Raw genomic sequence first — 15,057 nt, 5'->3', positions numbered from 1 at the left:
ATCCCTCACACACGCGCTCAGTCGCGGATGCCGTCGATGTCGACCAGGACGTGCCGCGGTCCGCGGAAGATCTGGTTGTGCCGGTACGGCGGCGGGTCCTCGACGAGCCGGGGGTTCTGCACCCGGCGGAAAAACTCACCGACCGCGACCTGGACCTCGAGTCGGGCGAGCGGGGCGCCGAAGCAGAAGTGGATGCCCTGGCTGAATCCGAGGTGCTGGTTGTCGCGGCGTCCGAGGTCGAGTTCATCGGGGTCGGTGAACCGTGCCGGGTCGCGGTTCGCCGAGCCGTACGCCAGGAAGATCGGCGCTCCCTTCGGGATGGTGGTGCCGGCGATGTCGATGTCTTCCAGGGCGGAGCGGGTGTGCCAGAACTGCACCGACGACTCGAAGCGCAACAGTTCCTCCACTCCGGGCACGATCAGCTCGGGCCGGCGGCGTCGACGGTCGAACCGTCCGAAAGCTGAGCACGCCGCACGTGCCCGCCGGAGTCGCCCTCCAGCGACGACACGCCCAGCCCGCAGCGCAGGTCCACGCCGTGATCGCGCTGCAGCTGCGCGGCGATCTCCCCGATCACCCCGCCGAGCGCGCCGACCAGCGGCGCCGAACCCCGCTCGACGACGGTCACCGGGATGTCCAGTTCCCGGCAGACAGAGGCCACTTCCGAGCCGATGAACCCGGCGCCGATGACCAACACCCGCGACGGCGGCTCGGCCAGCTCCTTCTGCAACTGCTCCGCATCATCGCGCGAGCGAATCGTGTGGACCCCGTGCAGGGCGGCCTCGGCCGGGTTCGGCCACTGCCGCGCACGGGTGCCCGTGGCGATCAGCAACCGGTCGTACGGCACCTGCTCGCCGTCGGCCAGGCGCACCTGCTTGGTGACCCGGTCCAGCCCAACGGCGGCCACCCCGAGCCGCCAGTCCGCATTCACTTCCCGCATGCGAGGCAGCTTGGTGTGGTCGGCCGGCACCCAGCCCTTGAGTACCTGCTTGGACAGCGGCGGACGGTCATACGGCTCATACGGCTCGTCCCCGATGATGGTCAGAGAACCGGTGAAGCCCTCCTCACGCAGAGTCTCCGCGGCCCGCAGCCCGGCCAGAGAAGCACCCACGATGACGATCCGGCCGCTGGCCCGGAACTCCCGGACCAGCTCTGCGACCGTTGCCCGCGGAGTCATGGCGCCTCGCCCCGCTTCGCGCCGTCCAAGCGGTCGATCACGATCGCCTGCACCGGGCACGCCGCAGCAGCTCGCTCGACCTGCAGGCGCCGCTCGTCGTCGGGGTTCGGCTCATAGGTGAGCGCCTCCTGACCGTTCAACCTGAAGACATCGTGCGCCAGATACACGCATTGCGCGTATCCCTGGCATCGATTCAGGTCCACGACGATCCGCATGGGCAGACTCCTTCCGCTCTCCCGACCGCCCCACGGCGGCGACCACCGACACGGTCATGCGGCTGTGGCGGAGTTCAGGCCGTCTGCCAGGTAAGCCGACCGCGGGTGTTCCACCCGTCAGCCCGGAACACCGGCTGAGCAGGTCCGGTCTTATTCGCTGCGCCGCCGCTTCACGGGTGACGTCTGTCGGAGTGTCGCAGCGCGAAGGGAGCGTCCCTCCTCCCATGGCGCCGGCATTCAAGGCTTGGCCCGGCCGCTGCGCCCCTAGGAAAATGCTCGCGCCGCCTTCCGACGATCGCAAACCGCCGTTCGGGGCCCAGCACGTCTCGAGGACGGGGCAGCTCTTGGTCATGGACGGATGCCTGCAGGTCGGCCACCGGGTTGTCGGTGAAGACACCGAGCCGATGTGCATCGAGAAGGATCGCGCGCCGTTTGTCGAAGGCGTTGGCCTGGGTGGCCAGACCCGCACCGTTGCGTTCCATGAGGCGGATGAAGCCGTCAACCACCTTGTGGTCGAAGGAGTTCATCCGTCGGCTGGCGAGCGCCGGATAGAGATGGTGCTCCAGGAGGGAGTCGAGGTGTCGCACCGACGCCACAGCCAGGTGCCGTTGCCCGGCCTTCCACTCCTCGACGTACTCCTCGAACCTCATCGACCCGTACTTCTGGATGCGCTCCGCCTTCGACTGAGACCGCGGTGCCGCCTTCTTCTCGTTGTAGATCTCCGTCAAACGCCCAATGGCCTTGTCACGGTCCGCGAACCCCGACTCCTCCATCTGCTTGCCGGCCGCCGACCGGTACCGGATCTTGTAAGGGTGGGGGCACTTCGACCACCGAGACCGCGGATGCTCGCACTCCTTGAAGAACGAGCCCATCCCCCGAACCAACGAATCCCGCGCCACGGCCGACCGCCTCCTCGCGACTGATGCTGACCTTTTGCTGACCAGGAGCAGTCGCGCAGGCCGTTGACCTGCGGAAACAGCGGCGTAGTGCGATATGTGGTGGAACTTCGTCGGGCGTACACAGGCGGAGATCGAGCAGGCCCGGGAGGACTGGATGAGCGGGTCGAGGTTTGGGGTTGTGAAGGGGTACGACGGGGATCCGCGGTCTGCGCCGGAGCTGCCGCCGGTGCCACTGAAGGCGCGGGGACGGGTGCGCTGAGCTGGGATCTTCCAGCCCGGCACGCAAAAAGCCGGGCGAGGCGAAACGCACCCCGCCCGGTTCACTCGGACCAAGTGAGCAAACGCCATTAGCGCCGCCCGCTGGAGGCGGTGGGCCGCGGGCTCGCCGACCGCCGCCCGGGGCAACCCCAGGCCGCCGGGCTGGGCAGCCTGGCTGTGGACGGCAAGACGCTGCGCGGCGCGGCCAAGGCGAAGGGCGACAAGACACCTGCTCGTCGCCCTCAACCACACCACCGGCCGACCGCGGTGACCGACTGGTTCCACCGCTGCTTCGTCGATGGCTACGACTGGGTCATGCTGCCCAAGGTCGTGGGCATGTCGCAGTAGGCCAACGACGGGCGTATGGCGAACAGGCTGTACACCTCCGGTGGCTCGTTCATCAGCACCATGAGCGACATGCGCGGGCTCTGCGCCTACCGGCATCGACCGCAGCAGCGACCAGGCGTGCCCCTACGCCCGCGGCTACCGGGCGCTGCTCCACCGCGACCGCACCGAGTTGAAGCCCACCGCACGCGCCTTCGATGGCTTGGAGAAGGCCCTGGCCGGACTCGGCCTCCTCTCGGCCTCCTCGACGACGCCTTCGCCCTGGACCTGCGCAAACTCCAGGACTACTTCCACCGCGTGTGGTCAACGCTTTCCGCGCCGCCGACGTCGCCAAGGCGGAACAACACGAGGAGGACGACAGGGCATTGTGCGACCACAGCGAGACCGCTGCCTGACCCGCCGCGGACTGACGGCAGCGCACCGGCGTACTGCCGACCGGGTGGGGACCGCTCCGGCGAAGAGGCCGTACCGCTCGCCCCAAGCTACGCTGCCAGCGGGGGCCGTCGTGGATCACGGAGTCAGCCATGCCGAAGCCCGAGCTGTCGAAGAACCGGTCGTCGTTGAAGCACAAGCTCCGATATGCCGTACGGCACCCCGGGCGGATCCCTCCTTATCTACGCCGCGCCGCACGGGACACCTGGCTGGGCTTCCGTCACCGCGACCACGTCGCGTACTACCGCGCCGTCATGGCCTCCGACACCGCGCGCAGCCCAGAGCGTGCCGTCGGGAGCGGCTCGGAGGCCGGCTGGCTGGCGCTCGGGCAGATGCAGTTCGACTACCTGGTCGAACACGGTCTGAAGCCGCGGGACCGCATGCTGGAGATCGGCTGCGGGAACCTTCGCGCGGGGTGGCGGTTCATCGACTACCTCGACCCCGGTCACTACTACGGCATCGACATCTCGCCGGACATCCTCCTCGAGGCACAGCGCACCCTCGTCCGCCGGGGCCTGCAGGGCCGCCTCCCCCACTTGGCTCTCGTCGAGAACCTGACGCTCGACTTCCTGCCGTCGGGCTGGTTCACCGTGGTGCACGCCCACAGCGTCTTCTCGCACTCGCCGCTCGCGGTGATCGACGAGTGCCTGGCCAACGTCGGGCGCGTGCTGGCCCCGGGCGGCTTCTTCGACTTCACCTACGATCGCACGGAGGGCACCGAGCACCAGGTGCTCCGCGAGGACTTCTACTACCGCACCGAGACCCTCCTCTCGCTGGCCGCGCGGCATGGCCTGACAGCCCGCTTCATGGACGACTGGGAGCGGCGCCCGCACGGCCAGTCGAAAATCCGGGTCACGCACGCGGTGGCGGCGTAGTGGTTCAGCGACACCTGTCGATCTGCCGCCGTGATCGCTTTCCGCTCGTTTCCGTGGCAACGCTTTGCCTCGCCACACGCCACCGGAAACGCGCGAGAATTGAAGAGGCACACCACACCGACTCCGATGAAGGGAGGAGGGGGGATGGCCAAGACAGCGGAGACACCGCAACAGAAGACCCATGAGGGGGACGGCGCGGGTCTGCACCTGCACATGCGCACGCTGCATCCTCCGGTGCCGATTCCGTACCTCAGCAAGGAGGAGATGACGAGCACGGCCCGGGCGGCGACGGCCCGCATGCCCGGTACTCCCACAGTCAAGGATCTCGCCTTCTACGGCGGCCTCGGCGCACTGACCGTGGCGGGAGCTCTGGAATGGCCCGTCGCCCTCGCCGTCGGCGGAGCCACCTGGCTGGTACGCAGTGGGTGGAAGGAGAAGAAGGAGAGGAAGGAGAAGCAGACGGCAGGCGCCCAGACCTAGGCGTCCGGGCGTGGGGGCAGTCCGGCGCCCGGCCGGTCGATCGGACCCTCGATCAAGCCCTTCTGAACCGGCCTGGCAACGACCGGATCCACGCTGACGGAGCCGACGAGCGCCTCGGTCATTCCGCTTCGGCCGCGGGAACCGAGGACGACCGCCGAGGCCATACGGCTCTCCCGTACGAGGGCGTATCGGGCTCCTCGGGCAGTACGTCGGTGAAGATCTCCACGTCGGTCCGCCGGCGCCGGGCCCGCCGCTCGGCGGTGGCCACGATCTCCTCGGTCATCAGTTGATCGGAGGGCCTGCCGAGGTCTGCGGAGAGGGAGACACCCGCGTACCGCTCCCACAGCGAGGCGTACACCAGCCGGAGCGGCACCCCGCGCACGGCGGCCTCGTCGGCCGCCCAGTCGACGGCCCGCAGGCTCGGCTCAGCCGTCGACGCCTAGGCCGATGGGGAGGTCCAGCGCTGTCAGCCCCCCGTTCCGAGGTCGAAGACGATGCGGGCCTTGACCCGGCCGCGCAGGACGTCGTCGATCGACTCCCTCGGGGTGGGTCAGTCGTGCGGGACGACGGCGACGGGGGCGGTGGCGTGGTGCAGGACGGCATGGGTGACGGGTCCGATGTGGGCACCGGCGGGTGCCCGGCGGACGCGCCGGCCGACGACCACCAGCGAGGCCTCGCGGGAGGCGTCGATCAGGACGTTGGACGGGCTGCCGAAGCGCGACTCCGCGACGACCTCGACGTCCGGGTACTTCTGCCGCCAGGGGGCCAGCACGTCGGTCAGGGCGCCGGCGTCGCTGTCCGCCAGCAACTGCTGGACTCCGGGGTCGGGGGCCATACCGTAGGCGTAGTACGGCGTCGGGTTCCAGCCGTGCACGACGCGCAGCGGCGCGTTCCGGCGGACGGCGGCGTCGAGGGCGAACCGGATCACGGTCTCGTCGGGGCAGCCGAGGTCGACTCCGAGGACGACCGGGGGGACGGAGGTGGCGGCGGACGGGCCACCGGCGGGGTGCGTCTCGTGTTCGTCCGCGGCCTGCCGGCCGGACCGGACCAGGACGACGGGCCGCTCGGCGTGCGCCACGACGGCGAGTCCGACCGAGCCGACCAGGAAACCGGCGATCCCGCCCAGCCCGCGCGAGCCGAGGACCAGCAGTTCGGCGTCCTTCGCCACGCCGACCAGGGCCTCGGCGGGCGAACCGCTGAGCTGCTCCGTGCTCACCTCGACACCGGGGTGGCGCAGCCGCAGGTCCTCGGCGGACTCCCGGGGTATCCGCTCGCTCCAGTGCTGATAGGTCTCGCCGCCCAGGAACGGGGCGTGCGCCGTCGGGGCCGGTGCCGGCTCCCAGACCTGGACGAGTTTCACGGGCAGTCCACGCAGCTCCGCCTCGCGGGCCGCCCACTCCGCGGCGGCACGGCTCTCGGGCGAGCCGTCGAGACCCACGGTGATGGTGCGGGGCATGATCTCCACCTCCTGCATCGGGGAACCCGATTCCAGCGTCGTGTTCAGGGTTGCGCGGGCAGGGGCCACCGCCCCTCCTCCCTCACTCACTCTCGTCCGTCGCGCGGCGTCCCGCCCGATGCCGAAGGTCTCCATCGGATGGGCTGAACGTCCCTCCGCGGCGGACTGGTTGGGGCGCGAGCCGGACTCAGCCGCTGCGCCGTGCTCAGCCCGCCGTGGGGTCCGGGCGGATCAGGGTGCCCCGACGAAAGGTCGTGGATGGTGCCGGTCTCGTCGGCGGTGCAGCGCGCAGGGTCTCCGGTGGGCCCCGATGGTCCCGGCGCCCGCGCCCGCTCGGCCCGCACCAGACGGCCCGTGGGCCGGGCGGTGTCACAGCGGGGCCTTCAGACCCTGGCCCGAGGGCCGGTCCGCCCTCTTCCCGGCAAGCCGTCGGGGTTCGACTCTCATAGGCAGGAACCGCGGCAGTCTCCCGGGACACGACGTCAACCAGGCTGCGGTGCCATGTCCTTGCGACTCCGAAGAGGTGGGGCGGTCCTTCCCGCGGTCCCCCACGAGTGGCAAGGACGTCCGCGCGGGTCTCGTGTCGGGGGAGGCACGACGCTCGCACGACGGCCGTCGCCCTCGTGGGCACGCGGGCGACGGCCGTTGTCGTCGGTCGAACTCGTCGGCGGTCCTGGTTGTTCGCACGGCAGGCACGGCGTCCGGGCACCGAGGCGACGATCCCGGATCGGTACGCCGAGAAAGGTGTTCATGGGCGGATGGCCCGACGGGAAGCCGTACGAAGTGGAGTGCTCCGAGAGCTTGGCCGGCCGCAGCGGCTCGGGGTGCTTGAGGTCCAGCTCCCGGCCGACCGAGAGGACGGCCTCCAGCAGGCTGTGCACCCGGTCCCGGGGCTTCAGGATCCTTCCGGCCGCTGCCTGTCGTGGACCTGAGTGGCGATGACGGCGGCCTGGATGCGCCGTTCGACGCCGAGTTTGGCGAGCAGACGGGAGATGTGGTTCTTCACCGTCTTCTCGGCAAGGTAGAGCCGCTGGCCGATCTGTCGGTTGGTCAGCCCCTCCCCGATCAGGGCCAGGATCTCCCGCTCACGTTCCGTCAGGCCCCGCAGTTCGTCCGGCTCCTCCTGCTGCTCACCGCCGCGCAGCCGGGCCATCAGCCTGGTGGTGGCGCTCGGGTCGAGCAGAGACTGGCCGCCGGCGACGGTGCGCACGGCGGACACGAGGTCCGAGCCCTGGATCTGCTTCAGGACGTAGCCGGACGCGCCCGCCATGATGGAGTCGAGCAGGGCCTCCTCGTCGTCGAAGGAGGTCAGCATCAGGCAGGCCAACTCGGGCATCCGTGAGCGCAGTTCCCGGCACACGGTCACGCCGTCACCGTCGGGCAGGCGTACGTCGAGCACGGCCACCTGCGGGCGCAGCGCGGGGACGCGCACCAGGGCCTGTTCCACCGTGCCGGCCTCGCCGATCACACTGATGTCCGGCTCGTCGTTCAGCAGGTCGCGCACACCGCGCCGCACCACCTCGTGGTCGTCCAGCAGAAAGACCCGGATCGTGCTGTCCTGCTCGCCGTCCGCCATCGAAAACTCCTTGTCCGCGTCTCGCAGCGATGTCCGCCGGTGGACAGGACCGACCCTGCCCACCGAGATCTTTCTGGCTTACCGGCCCACGGACCAGGGCCGGTCGGCCCTGATTTCGGCGCTGTCGCCGAGGCCTGAGAGGAACTCGCGGACCGGCAGCCGACATCCCGGCCTTCCGTCCCTGCGGCACGAGGCGGTCGGCCCCTTCCTGCCCGGCGACTCGGCCTGGCATCCGATGCGGTCACCGTCTCCGTACGGGACGGCATGGTCGTACTGAACGGGTGTCTGCCCCGGCGCGGTGACATCCCGGCCCTGCTGCCACCGTTGCGGTGGATGCGAAGGTCCGCTGGACGGCCTGCGACGGCTCCACCCGCAGCGGCAGGACACTGGTGAGCACCGGATGGAGGGCCGGGTCCACGGAGACCTTCACCGACATGGCCACGGTGTGCTGCACACCCTGACGGACGACCGGCGGATGTGGAAGAACGCCAGGTGGGGCGTTTCCGTTCGCGGGGGTGCCGATGGACCATGGAGGGGGCGAACCACGGCCGTGGGGCCATACGCGTCGCTCCCTCGGTGGTGAGATTGGCGATGAAGGGTTCGATCAGGATCGGAAGTGTGCGGGGCGTGACGGTGCGCGCGCACTGGAGCGTGCCGTTGATCATGCTGTTCTTCGCGTACGGTCTGGCCGACCGGACGCTGCCCGCGTACGTGCCCGGTCTGGCCCCTCTCGCGTACGCGACGGCCGGGGTCGCCGGCGCTCTCCTGTTGCTCGCCGCCCTGGTGACGCATGAGGCGGCGCACGCGCTCGTGGCCCGCCGGGCCGGGGTGCCGGTGCAGGACATGACGCTGTGGGCCCTGGGCGGAGTGACCCGGATGGACCGGCCGGCCACGGCGCGGACGGCGTTCGCGGTCGCCGTCAGCGGGCCACTGGCCAGCCTGCTGCTCGGCGGAGCCGCCGTCGGCGCCGCGGCAGGGGTTCACGCGACGCTCGACTGGCGACTCCCCGTCGCCGTACTGGGCTGGCTCGGCGGTATCAACCTGCTGCTGGGCGTCTTCAACCTGCTGCCTGCCGCTCCGCTCGACGGAGGCCGCGTGCTCCAGGCCGCGCTCTGGTGGCGCACCGGCGACCGCGAACGGGCCCAGCGCGCGGCCGGGCGCACCGGACAGATCATCGGCATGGCCCTGGCCTTGGTGGGGTGGCTCGCGTTCGCCAGGGGTATGACGGGCGGACTGTGGCTGATGGTCGTCGCGCTGTTCGTGGCGGGCGCCGCCGCGGCCGAACGCCGGTGGGCGCAACTGGCCCTGGCCCTGCGCGGGGTGCAGGTCGCCGACGCGATGACCAGTCCGGTGGACACCGGCCCCGACTGGCTGACCGTGGACCGTTTCCTTTCCGACGTGGCCGCCCGGACACGGCATTCGGTGCTGCCGCTGCTGGACTTCGAAGGCCGGCCCAGCGGGGTCGTGGAGCTGCGCCGACTGACCCTCGGTCCGTCCGGCGAGCAGCAGGCGCGTCCCGTACGGGACCTCGCGACACCCGTCTCCCAGTGCACGATCGCCGCGCCGGACGAGCAGCTCACCGCGGTCCTGGCACGGCTCGGCACCGGCGGCGGGCTGCCGGTCCTGGTCATGGACGGCTATCGCCTCGACGGCATCATCACCGCACACGACATCCAGCGGCTCTACCAGCGCAACACGGCACGCAAGAGCGACGGGACGGCGGCGCCGGGAGGAGGAGCGGGCCGCCAGGGGATCGCCACGTAGTGGACCAAGCCCCGGATGGCTCAGCGCACCGACACTGACGTACGGCAGGCGGTCCACCGCGTTCCCGCAGCGCAGCACCACCAGGAGCGGGGCCTCGGCGCCGAGGCACGGCACCGGCCCGCACTTGCGCCCGCTCCCGTACGCCGGAGCGGAGGATGCGGGAGTGGCCGGTTCGGGGCACGGTGGGGGCGGGGCCGGCTTCCGGCCGAATTCCTCCCGAGCACCGAGCATCCGAAGGAACCTTGATGTCCGTAGCCACAGATTTGCTCGTTCCGGCGCTGCGCGAGGTCCGTGAGACCAAGGCGGCGCTCGCCGACCGCTTCAAGGCCCACCTCGCCGTCACGCCCCCCGGTGAACACCGGGATGTCCTGGAGCGCCGCCTCGGCGACGCCCGCGGCCACGTCTACCGCATCGACGAACGGCTGGGCACGTTGCAGCCCCGCGGACTGATGCAGAACGTTCTCGGGGGCGCCTGGCAGCTCACCGGGCATGCGGCCCGGCTGCCCTTCGGCATGGCGATGTGGGTTCCGGCCGCCGTGTTCCGCGGTCGAGGAACGGCCACCCAGCTGCGGCTGCTGAAGAACGCCGAGGACGAGTACGCGGTCACCGCGCTGGCCCTGGCCGTCTGCCGGGCCGCCGAACGCATCGCCCAGGAGTCCGGGGACGCCGTCACCACCGAGTTGCTCGGCTCCATCCGCCATGACGACGAGGAGGCGCTGGAGGAGTTCGCCGACGCTCTGGAACAGCACGCCGAAGCCGCGGTGGCGGCCAGCGAGACCACGGACGGAGCGGGTGTCGGCGGTGCTGCCCTGGCGGTGCGCGAGTGGAGCAGCTGGCTGCGGGAGACGGCTGAGCGCATGCCGGGTGCGGATCGGCTCCAGGGCGCCCCGCGGGGAGCCCTCATCAGCGAGGACGAGCTGCCGATCCCCGACTACCGCAGGCTCAGCACCAGGATGATCATCGACCGGCTGCCGCACCTGACGCAGTCGGACCTGGCCACGGTCGGCGCCTACGAGCGTTCCCACGCGGGCCGCCCGGCCGTCCTGAGCCGGATCGCCACCCTGCTCGGGCCGGTGCCCTGGCCCGGTTACGACGGCATGACCGCGGAGGAGGTCGTCAAGCGGCTCAATGACGCCGAGCCCAGGCACTGCCGGCGGGTTCTGGAGTACGAGCGGCGCCATCAGGCACGTTCCACGGTTCTCAAGGCCGCGGAGAAGGCCGCCGAGCGAGTGCCGGCCTGACCGGTGCGGCTCCCGGTGTCACACCGGACGGCGCCGCGGTCGCACCGCCGGAGTCACGCGGTCGGCCGCGGGCTCGGGGGGTGCTGCCGCCGGTAGGTCCACAACCGGTCGACGAGGGTGAAGCCGAAGGAGCCGAAGAGCCGGGCGGCGGCCTCGCTCTCCGGGGGACGGGCCGGGACGTCGTCGATGACGAGGGCGACCTCGCAGGCACCCTGTTCGGCCAGCAGGGCCAGGGCCTGGCCGAGCAGCTTGCGGCCGAGGCCCCGGCCACGGTGGGTGTGACGGGTCTCTATCCAGTACACGGTCGCGGTGCGGCCGGGTCCGGCACCGACCACCGCCTCCGCGACCGGCTCGGCCCCGTCGCGGACGATCAGCCGGTGCCCGGGCGGGACTTCGCAGGGAAAGACGTCGGCGACCAGCTTGGCGGGCGACGGATCGCCCGGTAGCGCGCAGTGCAGGTAGGCACCCTGGCAACGGCCGGTGAATCCGGCCTCCACCAGAGCGTCATGGGTCGCGGCCCGGCGGGCGCGGGGCAGGCCGCCCGGCCCCAGGGGACCCGGTGGGGCGCCGACGAACGCGTCGATCTTCGGGCAGTGGGCGAGTTCGGCGCAGGCATGCCCCAGGATGGCCCGCAGCACGGGTGGATCCTCGCGGCCGTAAGCCCAGCAGATCACGCCGGTGCGGGCATCCGTCCAGGACGCGTACGCGACGACGCCGCAGGGCCGCTCCTCGGCGTCGGCCAGGACGCCGATCCCGGGCCGGGCCGACATGACCCAGCCGGCCAGGGCGAGCGGACCGCGCCGAGCGGCGGCCAGCTGCTCCGGGGTGCAACGCTGCTGCCCGGGCAGCCGGTCCGCATCGATCAGCTCTTGCACCCCTGGCTCGTCCTCGGGGCGATACGGACGCATGGTCGCGTCGTTGTCGGGGCTGGGTGAAGAGGCCATGGTGTCGGTCCGCACAGGTGCTGACGTTCTTACCGGCTACGTTCGTTCCTACCCCCTACGTCTCAGCGTCCTCCGATTCGTCGCCGATGTCACGGGCGGTGCCGATGTCACGAGCGGTGCGCGACGAGCGGTGCGCGGCTGATCCGGGGGCCACGGCCTGGCCGGCGGCGGTCAGCAGGGAGCGCATCTGATCGATGACCGGCTGGTGCAGGGGCAGGGTCAGATGTCCGACACCCGGCACGAGTATGTTGCGGGCCTTGAGGTGGGGATGGTCGATACGGCCCCTGGCGGCCGGTACGACGGCCTCGTCCAGGTCGCTGTAGAAGGCCACGAACCGCGTACGGCATCCGGTGGCGGGCTCGGCGAGCTCGGTCAGCACATCGCTGCCCGGCCGCAGCTGGCGCAGCAGCGGATGGGGCGGAGCCAGCAGAGCCGTCGCCGTCCCGGCGTGCGGGGTCGCCAGTGTGACGAGCAGGGGCACATGGTGGTCCCCGCCGAGGCGCTGTACGTAGTAGCGGGCGATCAGGCCACCCAGGCTGTATCCGATCAGGATCACGGGTCCGGCCGCACCGTCGGCATGGACCATCTCGACCTGCTCGCCCAGAACCCGGGCCGCCGTGCGGATGTCCGGGCTGAGCGCGTTGTAGCTGACCGTGACGAAGGGGCCCGCACCGCAGCCGTCCAGGCCACGCCGCAGAGAGGAGGTGACCCACTCCCGGTCGGCCAGACCGTGGACCAGCAGCACCGGGATCGTCGCGTCGGCCGCCCCTGGCCTGCTCCACTGCGCCGACCCCGCGGGCTGGGGATGACCGATCCAGCCGGTCAGCTGCCCCACGCCCTCCACGGCAATATCGACCGGCAGCCTGACCAGGCGTACCGCCGCCCGGCCGACCTCGGCACCGAGACCGCGCACCGGTGACAGGCCCGGCACCGACAGTTGCGTACTGAAGGGAGTGCCCGTACCCGCTCACCTCCCGACTCACGCCCCGAGGTGCTCTATCTATTCCCCGTGTTCCCCCAAAACGCTGCACGCGCCCCTTTGATTCCCTCCCGCCACCCTGGCCGCGCCGTCGATGCCAGCTCGGAGGGTGGTGTCGTGGTGGAGAAGGTCCCGGCCTCGTCCTCGACGTCGAAGCCGCCCCGCCCGTCGAAACGTACCTCCCGGACCTCGTCGAATCCGTCCGCCGGTGACGGCTTGCGCAGTCGCTTCAGCGTTGCCAGAACGCCGACATCCGGGACCCGCTCACGGCCCGCACGTGCGGCGTTGCGGCGCAGCGAACCGGCCACGTCCGGCGGAAACCAGTAGGCCGTGACCGGCGCCCGGTGCGTGTGGGCCAGCTCCAGCAGCGGGCCCCACTCCTGTGGCGAGGGGTTGGTGTTGTCCACCGCCACCGGCCGCCCCGCCGCCAGATGCTCCTCCACCAGCCGCATCTGCCGCTGCTGCTTGTTCTTGGCGCCCCGCGGGAACAGGTCCTTGCTGACCAGCGCGTACCGGCCGGACAGGCACCGCGCGTAGAAGGTGGACTTCCCGGAAGCCTGCAGTCCGACCAGCACGGCCACATGTGCGTCGCTCGCCATGACCCCCACGATGACATGTGAGGACGCCGGATGCGCTGGTACTGCCTGATCCTGGCCAGCGCCTACTTCACCACCGCCCGCGTCTCCCCGCGCCCAGGACGACGCTCGGACGCAGGGGGCTGAACGCAGTTCCGTCCGCTGTCGATGCCGTACGGCCGCGATCGCACCCCGGGAATGGACGCGTTCCCCGGGGGTACGCAGCCCGGGTGGCCGGTCCCGCTGTGAGCTTGTTGCGGCGTACCGTGCCCCGGGCCGGGAACGGCGGCTCGCCGCGCACCGTACTGGTCGTGATGTGCGTCGGCTACTTTCTGGTGCTGCTCGACGTGACGATCGTGAACGTCGCGCTGCCGCGGATCGGCTCCGGGCTCCGCGCCGATGTGAGCGGCCTTCAGTGGGTGGTCGACGGCTATGCGCTGGCGCTGGCGTCGCTGATGCTGACCGCCGGCACGCTGGGGGATCTGCACGGCCACAAGCGCATCGTGCTGATCGGGCTGATCGTCTTCGGGGCGGGCTCGCTCGCCTGCGGACTGGCCCCCGGCGTCGCGGTGCTGGTCGCCGCGCGCGTCGTACAGGGAATCGGAGCCGCGCTGCTGCTGCCCGGCACGCTGGCGATCATCAGCGACGCCTTCCCCGAGGGGGCCGGGCAGGCGATGGCGATTGGTGTGTGGGCGGGGATCGGCAGCCTGGCCCTGCCCGCGGGACCGCTGCTCGGCGGGGCGTTGGTCGACGGCTTCGGCTGGCGGGCGATCTTCCTCCTCAACGTGCCGATCGTGCTGCCGGCCCTGGCCTGGGCCGTGGCGGTCGTCCGGGAGAGCAGGGAGCCGCAGGCCAGGAGTCTCGATCTGCCCGGTTTGCTGATGGGAAGCCTGCTGCTGCTGGCGACGACGTTCGCGTTCATCCAGGGCGGGGGCTCCGGCGCCGGGTCGGCGCCGGTCGTCGTGACCGCGGTGGTGGCCCTGGCGTCGCTCGCCGCGCTGGTCCTCGTCGAGCGGCGCCGCGGGGAACGGGCCATGCTGCCGCTGGGGCTGTTCCGGCGCGCGGGCTTCGCCGTGGCGAACACGGCGGCCGGGACGATGAACCTGTGCACCCTCGGCACGCTGTTCGTCCTGATGCTGTTCCTGCAGTCGCTCCAGCATCGCCCAACACTGGAGGCGGGGCTGGCGATCGTTCCGCTGTTCGCTCCGCTGGCCGTGCTGGCGCCGTTCGGCGGGCGGCTGACCAGCCGGATCGGGGCACGTCCGGTGCCGGACTGCTCCTGGCCGCGGCGGGGCTGGCCCTGCTGACCCGGGGTGAACCCCTCGTCCGGCTACGGCGCCATGCTGCCCGCGTTCCTGCTGTGGGGCGTGGGACTGGGCCTGCTGACCCCCGCCGTCGTCGCCGCGGCCATCGCCGCCGTACCCGGCGATCGCTCCGGTCTCGCCTCGGCCATCAACAACACCGCACGCCAGGCCGGCGGCGCGATCGGCATCGCGGTGGCCGGTGCCATCGCCGGCCGGCCCGGCAGCGGCTCGCAGTTCGTGCACGGCTTCCACACCGTCGCCCTGGGCTCGGCACTGCTCTACGTCGTAACCGCCGTCCTCGCGCTCGGCCTGCTGCCCGGTGACCTGTCTGCCCGGCCGGGGCACGACCGGCCCGCTCGCCGAGGGCACCAGACGCGCCGAACGGACAAGTGAAGAAGCGCCATGCCTGACCGCCGGCTACACCTATGGCACCGACGAGGTGGCCCGCTCTCCGGTCCGCAAGGCCAATCGCTCTCGCACAGGCGCGGCCCGTTCACGCCGGCCCGTCCGGGCCTGGTCAGTGACCGCCGGACGGGGCGA

At 71.3% G+C, this 15,057-nt stretch carries 14 protein-coding genes and 4 pseudogenes; 8 read left to right on the top strand and 10 right to left on the bottom strand.

All coding sequences use genetic code 11. From position 1 onward, the window contains the following. Nucleotides 1-17: 17 nt before the first annotated feature. The 4 genes and pseudogenes from ACFYOH_RS33470 to ACFYOH_RS33455 form a co-directional block, all read right to left on the bottom strand. A complete protein-coding gene (locus ACFYOH_RS33470; protein WP_388633501.1) occupies nt 18-407 on the bottom strand; it encodes a cytochrome P450 in 390 nt (129 codons plus the stop codon). A 29-nt stretch (nt 408-436) separates the two neighbouring features. Next, nucleotides 437-1,174: pseudogene (locus ACFYOH_RS33465) on the bottom strand (NAD(P)/FAD-dependent oxidoreductase); the annotation flags it as partial. Next, a complete protein-coding gene (locus tag ACFYOH_RS33460; protein ID WP_388633498.1) occupies nt 1,171-1,389 on the bottom strand; it encodes a ferredoxin in 219 nt (72 codons plus the stop codon). The gene ACFYOH_RS33460 and the pseudogene ACFYOH_RS33465, both read right to left, overlap by 4 nt. 170 nt (nt 1,390-1,559) lie before the next feature. Further along, entirely contained in the window at nt 1,560-2,261 is a 702-nt protein-coding gene (locus tag ACFYOH_RS33455) for a hypothetical protein (RefSeq protein WP_388633495.1), read from the bottom strand. Nucleotides 2,262-2,382: 121 nt separating this feature from the next. On the opposite strand from ACFYOH_RS33455, the pseudogene ACFYOH_RS33450 reads away from it, so the two are divergent. The 4 genes and pseudogenes from ACFYOH_RS33450 to ACFYOH_RS33435 all read left to right on the top strand — a co-directional run. Next, a pseudogene (locus tag ACFYOH_RS33450) lies at nt 2,383-2,547 on the top strand (pirin family protein); the annotation flags it as partial. Between the two features lie 257 nt (nt 2,548-2,804). Then, nucleotides 2,805-3,102, top strand: a pseudogene (locus ACFYOH_RS33445) (cryptochrome/photolyase family protein); the annotation flags it as partial. Between the two features lie 313 nt (nt 3,103-3,415). After that, nucleotides 3,416-4,198, top strand: coding sequence for a class I SAM-dependent methyltransferase (locus ACFYOH_RS33440; RefSeq protein ID WP_388633492.1), 783 nt, complete (start codon nt 3,416-3,418; stop codon nt 4,196-4,198). 144 nt (nt 4,199-4,342) lie between these two features. Further along, nucleotides 4,343-4,678: a hypothetical protein gene (locus ACFYOH_RS33435; protein WP_388633489.1), complete on the top strand. Its 336-nt coding sequence runs from the start codon at nt 4,343-4,345 to the stop codon at nt 4,676-4,678. An 89-nt stretch (nt 4,679-4,767) separates the two neighbouring features. On the opposite strand, the pseudogene ACFYOH_RS33430 reads toward ACFYOH_RS33435, so the two are convergent. The 3 genes and pseudogenes from ACFYOH_RS33430 to ACFYOH_RS33420 form a co-directional block, all read right to left on the bottom strand. Further along, nucleotides 4,768-5,139, bottom strand: a pseudogene (locus ACFYOH_RS33430) (universal stress protein); the annotation flags it as partial. A gap of 89 nt (nt 5,140-5,228) precedes the next feature. Further along, on the bottom strand, nt 5,229-6,134 hold the full coding sequence (locus ACFYOH_RS33425; RefSeq protein ID WP_388633486.1) for a universal stress protein: 906 nt from the start codon (nt 6,132-6,134) through the stop codon (nt 5,229-5,231). 895 nt (nt 6,135-7,029) lie between these two features. Then, nucleotides 7,030-7,710, bottom strand: a complete 681-nt coding sequence (locus tag ACFYOH_RS33420) for a response regulator (RefSeq protein WP_388633483.1) — start codon at nt 7,708-7,710, stop codon at nt 7,030-7,032. Nucleotides 7,711-8,301: 591 nt separating this feature from the next. Here ACFYOH_RS33420 and ACFYOH_RS33415 point away from each other — a divergent pair. Together ACFYOH_RS33415 and ACFYOH_RS33410 are read left to right on the top strand one after the other, a co-directional pair. Next, nucleotides 8,302-9,474, top strand: a complete 1,173-nt coding sequence (locus tag ACFYOH_RS33415) for a site-2 protease family protein (protein WP_388633481.1) — start codon at nt 8,302-8,304, stop codon at nt 9,472-9,474. 245 nt (nt 9,475-9,719) lie between these two features. Further along, the gene (locus ACFYOH_RS33410; protein ID WP_388633478.1) at nt 9,720-10,715 is read left to right on the top strand and encodes a hypothetical protein; all 996 of its coding nucleotides are present in this window, start codon (nt 9,720-9,722) and stop codon (nt 10,713-10,715) included. Between the two features lie 53 nt (nt 10,716-10,768). Here ACFYOH_RS33410 and ACFYOH_RS33405 read toward each other — a convergent pair whose 3' ends face one another. The 3 genes from ACFYOH_RS33405 to ACFYOH_RS33395 form a co-directional block, all read right to left on the bottom strand. Next, complete coding sequence (locus ACFYOH_RS33405) at nt 10,769-11,659, bottom strand: GNAT family N-acetyltransferase (RefSeq protein ID WP_388633475.1); 891 nt, start codon at nt 11,657-11,659, stop codon at nt 10,769-10,771. Between the two features lie 55 nt (nt 11,660-11,714). After that, nucleotides 11,715-12,590 carry an esterase/lipase family protein gene (locus tag ACFYOH_RS33400; RefSeq protein WP_388633473.1) on the bottom strand — a complete coding sequence of 292 codons (876 nt, stop codon included), beginning with the start codon at nt 12,588-12,590 and terminating at the stop codon, nt 11,715-11,717. Between the two features lie 65 nt (nt 12,591-12,655). After that, nucleotides 12,656-13,237, bottom strand: coding sequence for an AAA family ATPase (locus ACFYOH_RS33395; RefSeq protein ID WP_388633470.1), 582 nt, complete (start codon nt 13,235-13,237; stop codon nt 12,656-12,658). A 227-nt stretch (nt 13,238-13,464) separates the two neighbouring features. Between ACFYOH_RS33395 and ACFYOH_RS33390 the strand changes: the two genes are divergently transcribed. Then, nucleotides 13,465-14,520, top strand: a complete 1,056-nt coding sequence (locus tag ACFYOH_RS33390) for an MFS transporter (RefSeq protein WP_388633468.1) — start codon at nt 13,465-13,467, stop codon at nt 14,518-14,520. A 6-nt stretch (nt 14,521-14,526) separates the two neighbouring features. Then, on the top strand, nt 14,527-14,910 hold the full coding sequence (locus tag ACFYOH_RS33385) for an MFS transporter (protein WP_388633465.1): 384 nt from the start codon (nt 14,527-14,529) through the stop codon (nt 14,908-14,910). The last annotated feature ends 147 nt before the right edge of the window (nt 14,911-15,057 follow it).

The sequence above is a fragment of the Streptomyces sp. NPDC007856 genome (assembly GCF_042868225.1).
Taxonomy (GTDB): Bacteria; Actinomycetota; Actinomycetes; order Streptomycetales; family Streptomycetaceae; genus Streptomyces.
This window is presented reverse-complemented; position numbering and strand designations above follow the sequence as displayed.